Raw genomic sequence first — 13252 nt, 5'->3', positions numbered from 1 at the left:
TGCGCGATAAATCGCGCCGCTACGAAACTGTGCAATTTGGAGATTGTGTTTACGCCTGCAACCAGCCGGCAATCTGCGCATGCTGCAGCAGCATAATGGCTTTGCCATCGCGAATGCGGCCATCTTTTACCATCATCAGCGCTTCCGGGAAACTCAGCTCCAGCACGGTGATCTCTTCATCTTCGACGCCGCCGCCCTTGTTGGCACGCTGCGCATCGCTGTATTCCGCCGCGAAGAAGTGGATCAGTTCGGTTACGCCGCCCGGCGACATATAGGCTTCAAAAATTTTCTCTACTTTTCCCACTTGATAGCCGGTCTCTTCAATCGCCTCTTTACGAATGCAATCTTCCGGCGAATCGTCATCCAGCAATCCGGCACAGGTTTCAATCAGCTCGCCGCTGGTATTGCCATTAACATAGGTGGCGATGCGGAACTGACGAACCAGCAGAACGGTATTTTTTTCAGTGTTATACAGCAGGATAGTTGCGCCGTTGCCGCGATCGTAGACTTCGCGTTTATGACGCACGACTTCGCCGTTGTTGCGGGTGAGTTCGTAGGTGAAGTTGCGCAGCACAAACCAGTTTTCTGACAACAACTTATCTTTGATGATGTTGATCTTTAACGACATAGCCGCTCCACTGCAGATTTGAGGGAGCCTGAGATAATAGGCCGAAGCGGTATGGAAAACTATCTGAATTGTGAGGTTGGACGTTTGAAAAAACCAGGTCGCCATAAATGGCGACCGTACGGTTGAAGCTTGCACGGTTTACCTATTAAAAACCGTTGGGCTGATCTTTCATATCCGGCAAATGATGCGCAATGCCTTTATGGCAATCGATACAGGTTTTCCCTTCCTCAATGGCTTTGGTATGCATCTTCGCCGCCACGGTTTTCTGCGCGGTTAAATCCATATAATCGAAGTTGTGGCAGTTACGACACTCCTGCGAGTTGTTGTTTTGCATCCTGCGCCATTCGTTTCTCGCCAGCTCAATGCGATGATCCTCGAACTTTTGCGGCGTATCAATGATGCCGAAAATCTTGGCGTACACCTCTTTGCTCGCCTGAATTTTACGCAGCATCTTCGGGCCCCACTCGTGCGGCACGTGACAATCCGGACAGGTGGCACGCACGCCGCTGCGGTTGTTGTAGTGCACCGTCTGCATATACTCCTGGTAGACGTTATTACGCATCTCATGGCAGCCAATACAGAACTGCTCGCGGTTGGTCATCTCCATCGCGGTGTTAAAGCCGCCCCAGAAAATAATCCCGCCGGCAAAGCCCAGAATCAGCAGCGTGCCCAGCGCCAGACGGCTTGGACGTCGCCACCAGCGCCAGATGCGCAGAAGTTTCTCTTTCATCATTTCCTCACTTACCGAAGCCATCAGCCGGTTTGAAGGTGTTCTCCACCACCGGCTTAGCATCGGTTTGCGGCACGTGACACTGCAGGCAGAAGTAGCGACGCGGCGATACGGTGCTGCTCACCAAACCATCGCGATCGGTGAAGTGCGTTGGGCTAACGCGCGGCGCGCCGGTGGTGAGGTAGCTCTGCGTGCCGTGGCACTGCAGGCAGCGGTTAACGTTTTTCGTCACCTGATAGCCATCCACGCTATGCGGGATCACCGGCGGCTGATTCACGTAGTTGAGCGGCTTACGGCTCTGCTCTTTGGGCTGATGAATGGTGCCCTGCTGCGTAGCGGTCACTTCCGGTGACTGATTGAGATCGACGCCGTTATTAGCGTAAACCGTGCCGCCGAGCATCAGGGCGGCCAACGTAACGAGTGTGATTAAGGGTTTCATTGCATCCTGCCTTAAATTTTAACCAGCTTGACGGCGCATTTTTTGTAATCGGTCTGCTTCGATAGCGGATCGGTAGCATCCAGCGTGACGTTATTCGCCAGCACGCCGGCATCGAAGAACGGCATAAACACCAGGCCTTTTGGCGGCTGATTACGACCGCGCGTTTCGACGGTGGCGATGGTTTCACCACGGCGTGACACCACGCGAACCTTTTCACCGCGACGGAAATTGCGATCTTTGGCATCAAGCGGATGGATATAGAGTAGCGCCTGCGGCACCGCACGGTGCAGCTCAGGCACGCGACGCGTCATGGTGCCGGTGTGCCAATGCTCCAGCACGCGGCCGGTACAGAACCACAGATCGAACTCGTCATCCGGTGATTCCGCTGGCGCTTCGTACGGCAGGGCGAAAATGGTCGCTTTGCCATCCGGCTTGCCGTAGAAACGCACACCTTCACCGGCTTTAACGTAGCTGTCGTAACCTTCGCGATAGCGCCAGCGCGTCTCTTTGCCGTCAACCACCGGCCAGCGCAGACCACGCGCTTCGTGGTAAGCATCGAACGGGGCGAGATCGTGGCCGTGACCCCGACCAAAGCTGGCGTACTCTTCGAACAAGCCTTTCTGGATATAGAAGCCGAACTCGCGGGCTTCGTCATTCAGTCGATCATCCGCCACTTCGCTCAGCGGGAACTGGTTGACCTGGCCGTTGGCGTACAACACGTCAAACAGCGTTTTGTCGCGCAGTTCCGGATGCTGCTCAATCAGCGCTTGCGGCCAGACTTCAGCAACGTTGAAACGTTTGGAGAAGTTAACCAGCTGCCACAGATCGGATTTCGCCTCGCCCGGCGCCTTCACCTGCTGATGCCAGAACTGGGTACGACGCTCGGCGTTGCCATAGGCGCCCTCTTTCTCTACCCACATGGCGGTAGGCAGAATCAGATCGGCTGACAGCGCGCTCACGGTTGGATAGGGATCGGACACGACAATGAAGTTGCGCTCATCGCGCCAGCCCGGCATACGCTCCTGCGTCACGTTCGGACCGGCCTGCATGTTGTTGTTGCACATCACCCAGTAAGCGTTGAGCTTGCCATCTTTCAGCGCGCGATCCTGCGCTACGGCGTGCAAACCAATTTTGGCGGGTACGGTGCCCTGCGGCAGCTTCCACAGCTTCTCGGCAGTGGCGCGGTGTTTGTCATTATTGACCACCATGTCAGCTGGCAAGCGGTGCGAGAAAGTACCGACTTCACGCGCCGTGCCGCACGCCGACGGCTGACCGGTGAGCGAGAATGGACCGGTGCCCGGACGCGAGATTTTGCCGGTTAATAAGTGCAGGTTGTAGCACAGATTATTGGCCCACACGCCGCGCGTATGCTGGTTGAAGCCCATGGTCCAGTACGACACCACGTTAACTTTTGGATCGGCATACAGTTGCGCCAGCGCGATCAGCTGATCCTGCTCGACGCCGCTCATTTCGCTGGCTTTTTCGACCGTGTACTCCGAGACAAATTTGGCAAATTCATCAAAGCTCATTGGCGTCGATTCGCCGCTGTCGGGGTTCTTCGCTGCAGCCTGACGTGGATCGGTTGGACGTAAGCCGTAGCCGATGTCAGTCACGCCTTTGCGCAGCGTCACGTGATTCTGCAGGAAGGTTTTATCGACCTTGTTGTTCTGAATAATGTAGTTGGCGATAAAGTTGAGGATCGCCAGATCGCTCTGCGGCGTGAACACCATGCCATTATCGGCCAGCTCAAAACTGCGATGACGATAGGTGGAAAGCACCGCGACTTTGACGTTGTCACTGCTGAGACGACGCGCCGTAATGCGTGACCAGAGGATCGGATGCATCTCGGCCATGTTGGAGCCCCACAGCACAAAGGCGTCGGCCTGCTCGATATCGTCATAGCAGCCCATCGGCTCATCCATGCCGAAGGTGCGCATAAAGCCCACCACCGCCGAAGCCATGCAGTGACGCGCATTCGGATCGAGGTTGTTGGTGCGGAAACCGGCTTTCATCAGCTTGGATGCGGCGTAGCCTTCCCACACCGTCCACTGGCCAGAACCGAACATGCCAACCGAATCCGGGCCGTTGGCTTTCAGCGCGGCTTTAAACTTCTCTTCCATAATATCGAAGGCTTGATCCCAGCTCACCGGGGTGAATTCGCCATCTTTAGCAAATTTACCGTCGGTCATGCGCAACAACGGCTGAGTCAGACGATCTTTTCCATACATGATCTTCGGCAGGAAATAGCCTTTGATGCAGTTCAGACCCCGGTTCACTTCTGCTTGCGGGTCGCCCTGCGAGGCCACCACGCGGCCATCCTGGGTGCCAACCAGCACACCGCAGCCGGTGCCGCAGAATCGGCATGGCGCTTTTTCCCAGCGAATCGGTGCAGCCAGCGCCGTAGCGGCTTTAGTGACGGTGGGAATGGTGAGTCCTGCAGCCGTGGCAGCAGCAGCCGCCGCATTGGCCTTCATAAAATCACGACGACTTATGCTCATGATGCTTCCTTACAAGGTTCTTCAATTTCGTCCTGCTGGTGATACACCAGCGATACCGCCAACACGCCAGCGATGTTGCGGCTCTCTTCAATATTGCGCAGCAGCGCGGCGCTATCTGCCGCACCGAGCGTCACCGCCAGCGTGCCGCGTGCGGCGTCTTCGGCCGCGATGTCGCTATCGGCAAAGGCCAGCAGCGCACGTTTTACGCTGGGAATCGACGCCGGTCGCGCCTGAATTACCAGGCCGCAAACGTGCCAACTGTTTTCATGGTTCATGATGTAATCCTGTGGCTGAAACCGGACATGGCGCGATACACGCGCCGCAACCGGTGCAGTGCTGCGGTAAGGTTTCAGGCTGTGCGATGCCGTTGGGCATCAGTTGGAAACGAATAGCTTGCTGCTCACAACTCTCCTGACAGCTGCGGCAATTCACGCCGAGGAGAGTGATGCAGCGATTGTCGATGCGAATACGCTGGGAAAAGGGTGCGCTATCACGCGCGTTGAACAGCGGCTGTGGACAGATTTCCACGCAGGCCGCGCAAAAGGTGCATTCGCCCTGCATAAAATCGAGGTGCGGCTCTTCTGCGCGATTAAGGCGGATGATGTGGGTTTCGCAGGCAGCCACGCATTTACCGCAGCCGTCACACCCTTTCTCTCCCCGCCACCACGGCAAAGCAATGCCGTCAGCAGACGCTACGCGCTGCCCGGTAAAGAGTTCACGTCGCGACAGCGCCATCGGTTCACCTTAAAGGGGGGAATGAGAGATGGTGCGTAAAATAACCTGACGCTAATGAGGGCTATATCACCCCAAAGGGTTAAATCCCGATGTGGGATCAAGGGAAGGTGAATTGAAATAAAAACGGGGGCCAAAAGGCCCCCGCAGATGAGAATGGCTACGATTAACGCGCGCTATCGTCCGCCAGCGTTGGCGCTGCATCATCCTGATCGTCAGCATGATGTTCATGCTCTTTCATCGCTTCAGCATTGACGCGTTTACGTACGCCAAACCAACCCAGCACCAGCACCACGGCTATTAGCGGGATCGATGCAATGGTGTAAGTGCCGTTCGGATAATCGAACGCCATCAGCACCAATACGCTCACCAGGAACAGCAGCGTTAGCCACGAGGTGAACGGTGCCCACGGCAGCTTGAAGCTGACATCTTCCGCCTTGCCCTCTTTTATCGCTTTGCGCAGACGCATCTGGCACACCACGATAAAGCCCCACGACGAGATGATGCCGAGTGATGCTACGTTCAGTACGATTTCAAATACCTGCGACGGCACGTAGTAGTTCAGCACCACGCCGATAACGTAAACGGCAATGGTCACCAGGATACCGGCAAACGGCACCTGCTGTTTGCTCATCTTCGACATGAATTGTGGCGCAGATCCGCCCATCGACATCGAACGCAGAATACGCCCGGTAGAGTAGAGGCCTGAGTTGAGGCTCGACAGCGCGGCGCTCAGCACCACGATGTTCATTACGCTACCAATATAAGGCACGCCGAGTTTGGAGAAGAAAGTCACGAACGGACTTTGTCCCGCCTGATAAGCATTCCACGGCAGCAGCAGCACCAGCAGCACTACGGAGCCGACGTAGAACAGACCGATACGCCAGATCACGCTGTTAATGGCTTTCGGCAGCATGGTTTTGGGATCTTTACACTCCCCCGCCGCCGTCCCTACCAGCTCAATCGAGGCGAAGGCGAATACGACGCCCTGCACCAGCACCAGCGCCGGCAGCAAGCCATGCGGGAAGAAACCGCCGTTATCGGTGATCAGATGGAAGCCGGTGGTGTTGCCGTCCAGCGGTTTACCGGTACCGAGGAACACCACACCCACGATCAGGAACACCACGATAGCCAGCACTTTCACCAGTGCGAACCAGAACTCCATTTCGGCAAACCACTTCACGCCAATCATGTTCATGGTGCCGACAATCGCCAGCGCGCCGAGGGCAAACACCCACTGCGGTACATCGCCAAACGCGCCCCAATAGTGCATGTAGAGCGCGACCGCGGTGATATCAACGATACCGGTCATCGCCCAGTTAACGAAGTACATCCAGCCTGCAACATATGACGCTTTTTCCCCAAGGAATTCACGCGCATAAGAGACAAAGCTGCCGCTGGAAGGACGGTGTAACACCAGTTCGCCCAGCGCACGGAGGATAAAGAAGGAGAAGATACCGCACACCAGATAAACCAGTGCCAGTGCCGGACCGGCCATTTGCAGGCGCGCGCCAGCACCGAGGAACAGACCGGTACCGATAGCACCGCCGATGGCGATCATTTGTACCTGACGATTACCCATAGCTTTGTGGTAACCGCTGTCGTGAGAGTTGAGCCAGCGTCTTTTCGCAGCGCGTTGTTCGGCTGCGGTTTTTTTAGTTGATTTCATAGCTATCCTGTTTGTCCTGACCATCAATCACCGCCTAACCAAACGATTGCGTATGGCGGTGCGAAATGGGGTAAAACCCGGTGCCAGCGCGGCGGAACGATGTCGCGAGACGGGGCGGGAATTTACGGCGATGAATCCTACCCGTTCTGCATGAACGAAGCAAAAAATACCGCCAGGCTGCGCGAGTTGAATTGTAATAATCCGTCGCGGTGCACAAAAAAACCGGCCAGAGGGCTGGCCGGAAAAGGGATTGCTACAGGGATAACTACTGGAGGGAGTTAACGGTAAATCTCTGCGGTGCCGCTCCACAGGCTGGAATCGCCTGGGTTTTGCACACCGATAACGCGATAGTGGCTGGCACCTTGCTCTTCTGCTTTTTGCGACAGATGGCGTGTTGCATCATCCAGCGAACCGCGCACGCCGCTTATGGAAACGGTGCCCGCGCTTTGCAGGTTTTGTGCCTGAGTGGCGCTCATTGGATCGGCTGCCAGCGTCGAGAAACTTGCGGTGGCAAGCAGTGCAGCAGTCAGAACGGCATAACGTGTCTTCATGAGATGCTCCTGTTGTCTTCCGTAGGGTTTAAGCGTGACAGGACTGATTATCACGCACGCAATGAAAACCAGGTTGAGCATGCGGTAAAGCCGTTCAATAATTCGCCAGCTAACCGCGAGTTTTCCAGGGAAAGGTAAAGAGAACTGGTTTTCTCTGCTAAAAGTAACCTGATGTGACGAGATCTGACTCGCCGTCACCGCGCGGCTGCCCTATAATCCCCCGATCTTAAAAGGGTTATTACCGTGATTGTGAAACGTCCCGTTACTCGCACCATTGCGCGTGCGCTCAGCGTTATTGTGCTGTTATCGCTGCTGACCACCGGGCTGGCGCTGATGACGCTCTCCAGCAGCCTGCGCGATGCCGAAGCCGTCAACGTTGCCGGCTCGCTGCGCATGCAGATTTACCGCCTGGCGTGGGATAGCGCGCGCGATTCACAGCAATTGCCACTTCACACGCAACTCTATCGGCAAACGCTGGACTCTCCAGCCTTACGGCATCTTGAGCGCCCGTGGGTGCCGCTGGAAGTCAGCAGCCGTTATCGCTACCTACGCGACAGCTGGCCAATGCTCCAGCAGACATTGCAACCCGAACGGGCGCAGATTTATCAGCAACGCGTTGCCAGCTATGTCAGCGAAATCGACCGCTTTGTGTTGGCTTTACAGCACTATGCTGAGCTGAAAATGCATCTGGTGGCCGCCAGCAGCCTGTTTGGCTTTTTGGCGATTGTCGCGCTGGCGCTGTGGACGATTCGCTTCATCCGCCGCAACGTGGTACGACCGCTTAATTCGCTGGTTACCGCCAGCCAATATGTCGAGCAGGCGAATTTCAGTTTTCCGGCGTTGCAGGTGGAACAGCCAAGCGAGCTCGGCGTATTGGCGCAGGCCTTCACCACCATGGCGGAGCGGCTGCATTCACACTATCGCCTGCTGGAGTGCGCGGTACGGGAAAAAACTGAAGATCTTACCGCCGCTAATCGCACGCTGTCCCTGCTGTATGAGAGCTCACAAATTCTCACCAGCAGCCCCCCCAATCCGGAACTTTTCCAGGGCCTGCTGCGCCTGGTGCAACGCCGTGAAGCGTTAACGGTGCTGAAAATCTCCAGCGAGGGCATTGAGTTTCAGGCCGGTGTGGCGGCGGATGATGTGAGCTGGCAGCGTTTGCCGCTGCTGCAGGAAGAGCAGCGGTTGGGCGAGCTCTGCTGGCAAACCCGCCGGGCACCGCCTGCCGATGAACTGATGCAGAGCCTGGCGAACATGCTGGCGCGCGCTCTGTGGATTTGGCAGACGCAGAAACAGTATCAGCAGATGCTATTAATAGAAGAGCGCGCCACCATTGCGCGTGAACTACATGATTCGCTGGCGCAATCCCTCTCCTTCCTGCGCATCCAATTGGCCCTGCTGCGTCGTAATGTTGATGACACGCAGCCGCAGGCCCAGGCGATTATTGCCGATTTTGATCGCGCGCTGTCGGAAGCCTATCAGCAGCTGCGCGAGTTGCTGACCACTTTCCGCCTGACGATCGAGCAAGCAGATTTGGTACAGGCGATGCAGGCGATGATTGCGCCGTTACAAGAGCAGTCGCAGGCGGCGATCGACTTTGATTATCAACCCGGCCTGCAGATGCTGGATGCCCAGCAGCAGGTGCATGTGCTGCAGATTGCGCGCGAAGCGCTGCTCAATGCGATTCGCCATGCCCAGGCGCAGCACATTCAGATTCACTATCAGCGTGTCGCTGAAGAGGACCACTTGCTCACCATTGAAGATGACGGCTGCGGCATTAGCAGCCTCGAAGAGCCGCCGGGACATTATGGTTTGACCATTATGGCGGAACGCGCCGCGCGGCTCTCTGGCACGCTGATGATTACCCCGCAGCCGCAAGGCACGCGGGTTACGCTGCGTTTTCCGCCACGCCCCGCGCACCGGCTGAGTTAACATTGCGCATCAGGTCGCCATGCATGACGACCCTACGAAATTTGATACTGGAGACCTTATGGCTAACCCTTCCCTGACAATTATGATTGTTGACGATCATCCGCTGATGCGCCGAGGTATTCGCCAGCTGCTGGCGCTGGAGCCACGCCTGGAAGTGGTGGCCGAAGCCAACAACGGTACCGAAGCGCTGGCTGAAGCGCGCCGTTTGTCGCCGGATGTCATCCTGCTGGATCTCAACATGAAAGGCATGTCCGGGTTGGATACGCTGAAAGCACTGCGTAATGAAGGCATTGCCGCACGCATTCTGGTGTTGACCGTATCTGATGCGCGCAATGATATTTATGCCATGGTAGATGCGGGCGCCGACGGCTATCTGCTGAAAGACAGCGAACCCGAATGGCTGCTGGCGCAGGTGATGCGCGGCGCGAAAGGTGAGAATGTGTTTAGCGCAGCGGTGGCCGACTATCTCGCTACGCGTCAGCCGACGTCGAATCCGTTTAAACAGCTCACCGAACGTGAACTGGATGTGCTGCAGGAAGTGGCGCGTGGCTTATCCAATAAGGAGATCGCCGCCACGTTGCATATCTCGGAAGAAACGGTGAAAGTGCACATTCGCAATCTGCTGCGCAAACTGGATGTGCGTTCGCGCGTTGCCGCGACGGTACTGTGGCTGGAGAGCCGCCATGTGTAGCTGCGTACAAAAATCCGTCATTGCATTTACACTTTCTCCATAATTTACTCACGATTCTCTAATTTACGCCGCGTAAAGTAACTGCAGCAGGCGTTTTCGAGAGAGCACCTTGCACTCCGCCAGCGTGAAGCCTTCCGTGCATCACGCTCATCATAATAAAAGTAAAAAATACGCAGTTGAGGAGTGTCGGTTCCATGTCGAATTTTTTTATCGACCGCCCCATTTTTGCCTGGGTTCTGTCTATTTTACTCTGCCTGTGCGGCACGCTGGCGATCATCTCGCTACCGATTGAGCAATATCCCGATCTCGCGCCGCCCAACGTGCGCATCACCGCTAACTATCCCGGCGCATCAGCGGAAACGCTGGAGAATACCGTTACGCAGGTTATCGAACAGAACATGACCGGTATCGATAATTTGATGTACATGTCCTCGAACAGCAGCAATACCGGCCAGGCGCAAATCACCCTCACCTTTACCGCCGGCACCAATCCCGACGAAGCGCGTCAGCAGGTGCAAAACCAACTGCAAAGTGCGCTACGCAAACTGCCCGCGGCGGTACAGTCACAGGGCGTGACGGTCAATAAAACCGGTGATAGCAATATCCTGATGATTGCCTTTGTCTCTACCGATGGCAGTATGGACAAACAGGATATTTCAGATTATGTCGCCAGTAACATTCAGGATCCGCTCAGCCGTATCGATGGCGTCGGCCAGGTAGATGCCTACGGCTCACAATATGCGATGCGTATCTGGCTCGATCCTAACAAGCTGATTGCCTACGCGCTGACCACCGAAGATGTGGTGAGCGCCATTGAATCGCAGAATGCGCAGGTTGCGGTCGGCCAGGTCGGTGGCTTGCCGTCGGTGGATAAGCAGGCGCTTAACGCCACCGTGAATGCGCAGTCGATGCTGCAAACCCCCGAACAGTTCAAAGCGGTCACGCTGAAGACCAATAGCGACGGCTCGGTGGTGACGCTCGGCGATGTGGCGGAGGTGGCGATGGGCGCAGAGAAATATGACTTCCTCAGTCGCTACAACGGCCAGGCAGCATCCGGACTCGGCATCAAGCTGGCTTCCGGCGCCAATGAGATGAACACTGACAAACTGGTGCGTGCGCGTATTGCCGAGCTGTCGAACTATTTCCCGCACGGGCTGGAAGCCAAAGTCGCCTACGAAACCACCCCGTTTGTTAAAGCCTCGATTAAAGACGTGGTGAAAACCCTGCTGGAAGCGATCCTGCTGGTTTTCCTGGTGATGTATTTGTTCCTGCAAAACTTCCGCGCCACGCTGATTCCCACCATTGCGGTGCCGGTGGTGCTGCTCGGCACCTTTGCGGTGCTCTACGCCTTTGGCTACAGCATCAACACCTTGACCATGTTCGCGATGGTGCTGGCGATCGGATTATTGGTGGATGATGCCATCGTGGTGGTTGAGAACGTCGAGCGCATCATGAGCGAGGAAGGCCTGTCGCCGCGCGCTGCGACGCGCAAATCGATGGGGCAGATTCAGGGCGCGCTGGTCGGCATTGCGCTGGTGCTGTCGGCGGTGTTTGTGCCGATGGCGTTCTTCGGCGGCACCGTTGGTGCCATCTATCGCCAGTTCTCGATCACCATCGTGTCGGCCATGGTGCTGTCGGTGTTGGTGGCAATGATTCTGACGCCCGCGCTCTGTTCGACGCTGCTGAAACCGCTGCAGCAAGGCCATCATCACGGTCGTCGCGGTTTCTTCGGCTGGTTCAACCGTACCTTCAACGCCAGCGCAGAGCGCTACGAGCGCGGCGTGGCCAAAATCCTGCGCAACGGCGGCCGCTGGCTGCTGCTCTATCTCGCGATTATCGGCGTAATGGCCTTTCTGTTTATCCGCCTGCCAACCTCGTTCCTGCCGCTGGAAGATCGCGGTGTGTTCCTGACGCAGGTGCAACTGCCCGCCGGGTCAACGCTGCAGCAAACCTCGGACGTGGTTGCCAAGGTCGAGAATTACTACATGACCGCCGAGAAAGATAACGTGGTTTCGGTGTTCTCCACCATCGGTGCCGGCCCTGGCGGTAACGGCCAGAACGTGGCACGCCTGTTCGTCCGTTTGAAAGATTGGGAAGAGCGTCCAGGTAGCGATCGCACTTCTTTCGCAATCATTGAGCGAGCCACCAAAGCCTTCCACAAAATTAAAGAGGGTCGCGTCATCGCCAGCAGTCCACCGGCGATTACCGGCATGGGCAGCTCGTCCGGCTTCGATATGGAGTTGCAGGATCACGGCGGCATCGGCCACACCCAGCTGATGGCGATGCGCGATAAGCTGCTGGCAATGGCTGACAGCAATCCGGCGCTGTCGCGCGTGCGTCATAACGGCCTCGATGACAGCCCACAGCTGCAGATCGATGTCGATCAGCGCAAAGCGCAGGCGCTTGGCGTGTCGCTGGATACCATCAATGACACCTTAACCACCGCATGGGGCTCAACGTACGTCAATGATTTCCTCGATCGTGGACGCGTGAAAAAAGTCTACGTGCAGGCTGCCGCAGAGTTCCGCATGCTGCCGGAAGACGTGAATAAATGGTACGTGCGCAATAATAGCGGCGGCATGGTGCCCTTCTCCGCGTTCGCCACCAGCCAATGGCAAACCGGTTCGCCGCGTCTGGAGCGTTATAACGGTTACTCGGCGCTGGAAATTGTGGGCGAAGCGGCTAACGGCGTCAGCAGCGGTACGGCGATGGACGTGATGGAAAAACTGGTGGGCCAGCTGCCGCTCGGGGTTGGCTTCCAGTGGACCGGCGCCTCCTATCAGGAACGTTTGTCCGGCTCGCAGGCACCGGCGCTGTATGCGATTTCGCTGCTGGTGGTGTTCCTGTGCCTGGCGGCGCTGTATGAGAGCTGGTCAATTCCCTTCTCGGTGATGCTGGTGGTGCCGCTCGGCGTGGTCGGTGCGCTGGTGGCGACCTGGATGCGCGGGCTGGAAAACGACGTCTATTTCCAGGTCGGTTTGCTGACGGTCATCGGCTTGTCGGCGAAGAATGCCATTTTGATCGTTGAGTTCGCTAATGAGATCAACAGCAAGGGCCGCGAACTGCTGGAATCGACGCTGGAAGCCTCGCGTCAGCGCCTGCGACCAATTCTGATGACCTCGCTGGCGTTTATCTTCGGCGTGCTGCCGATGGCGATCAGCAGCGGCGCGGGTTCCGGCAGCCAGCATGCGGTCGGCACCGGCGTGATGGGCGGGATGATTTCGGCCACCGTGCTGGCCATTTTCTTCGTACCGCTGTTCTTTGTGGTAGTACGTCGTCGCTTCCCGCTGAAAGAGAAGCCGCACGATTAAGTTTATTAGGTCGTCATAAATGACGCCCCTACGCCCGTGCATACCCCAACCGTAGGGCTGATGAATCCCCA

11 protein-coding genes are annotated in these 13252 nt (G+C 56.7%); 3 read left to right on the top strand and 8 right to left on the bottom strand.

All coding sequences use genetic code 11. The annotated features are described in order from the left end of the window. Positions 1–49: 49 nt before the first annotated feature. The 8 genes from nudK to PMI17_RS17120 form a co-directional block, all read right to left on the bottom strand. A complete protein-coding gene (nudK, locus tag PMI17_RS17155) occupies positions 50–628 on the bottom strand; it encodes a GDP-mannose pyrophosphatase NudK (protein WP_007890851.1) in 579 nt (192 codons plus the stop codon). A 145-nt stretch (positions 629–773) separates the two neighbouring features. Next, positions 774–1358: a cytochrome c-type protein NapC gene (gene napC / locus PMI17_RS17150; RefSeq protein WP_007890847.1), complete on the bottom strand. Its 585-nt coding sequence runs from the start codon at positions 1356–1358 to the stop codon at positions 774–776. A 7-nt stretch (positions 1359–1365) separates the two neighbouring features. After that, positions 1366–1797 carry a nitrate reductase cytochrome c-type subunit gene (napB, locus tag PMI17_RS17145; RefSeq protein ID WP_007890846.1) on the bottom strand — a complete coding sequence of 144 codons (432 nt, stop codon included), beginning with the start codon at positions 1795–1797 and terminating at the stop codon, positions 1366–1368. 11 nt (positions 1798–1808) lie between these two features. Continuing rightward, the gene (napA, locus tag PMI17_RS17140; RefSeq protein ID WP_007890844.1) at positions 1809–4295 is read right to left on the bottom strand and encodes a nitrate reductase catalytic subunit NapA; all 2487 of its coding nucleotides are present in this window, start codon (positions 4293–4295) and stop codon (positions 1809–1811) included. Then, positions 4292–4570 (bottom strand): chaperone NapD, encoded by a 279-nt coding sequence (locus PMI17_RS17135; RefSeq protein ID WP_007890842.1) that lies wholly within the window; start codon positions 4568–4570, stop codon positions 4292–4294. The genes napA and PMI17_RS17135 overlap by 4 nt, the downstream gene beginning before the upstream one ends. Then, entirely contained in the window at positions 4560–5030 is a 471-nt protein-coding gene (gene napF / locus PMI17_RS17130) for a ferredoxin-type protein NapF (protein ID WP_007890840.1), read from the bottom strand. Before napF ends, PMI17_RS17135 begins: the two co-directional genes overlap by 11 nt. 163 nt (positions 5031–5193) lie before the next feature. Beyond that, positions 5194–6696 (bottom strand): L-asparagine permease, encoded by a 1503-nt coding sequence (gene ansP, locus PMI17_RS17125; protein WP_007890839.1) that lies wholly within the window; start codon positions 6694–6696, stop codon positions 5194–5196. Positions 6697–6974: 278 nt separating this feature from the next. Further along, positions 6975–7247 (bottom strand): YdgH/BhsA/McbA-like domain containing protein, encoded by a 273-nt coding sequence (locus PMI17_RS17120; protein ID WP_007890838.1) that lies wholly within the window; start codon positions 7245–7247, stop codon positions 6975–6977. A 243-nt stretch (positions 7248–7490) separates the two neighbouring features. Between PMI17_RS17120 and narQ the strand changes: the two genes are divergently transcribed. From narQ to acrD, 3 genes are all read left to right on the top strand, one after another. Continuing rightward, positions 7491–9179: a nitrate/nitrite two-component system sensor histidine kinase NarQ gene (gene narQ / locus PMI17_RS17115; RefSeq protein ID WP_007890836.1), complete on the top strand. Its 1689-nt coding sequence runs from the start codon at positions 7491–7493 to the stop codon at positions 9177–9179. Between the two features lie 58 nt (positions 9180–9237). Next, positions 9238–9870: a response regulator gene (locus tag PMI17_RS17110; protein ID WP_007890835.1), complete on the top strand. Its 633-nt coding sequence runs from the start codon at positions 9238–9240 to the stop codon at positions 9868–9870. Between the two features lie 194 nt (positions 9871–10064). Then, positions 10065–13181, top strand: coding sequence for a multidrug efflux RND transporter permease AcrD (acrD, locus tag PMI17_RS17105; protein WP_007890834.1), 3117 nt, complete (start codon positions 10065–10067; stop codon positions 13179–13181). Positions 13182–13252: the final 71 nt, after the last annotated feature.

Source organism: Pantoea sp. GM01 (assembly GCF_000282675.1).
In the GTDB taxonomy this organism is placed as follows: Bacteria; Pseudomonadota; Gammaproteobacteria; order Enterobacterales; family Enterobacteriaceae; genus Pantoea; species Pantoea nemavictus.
This window is presented reverse-complemented; position numbering and strand designations above follow the sequence as displayed.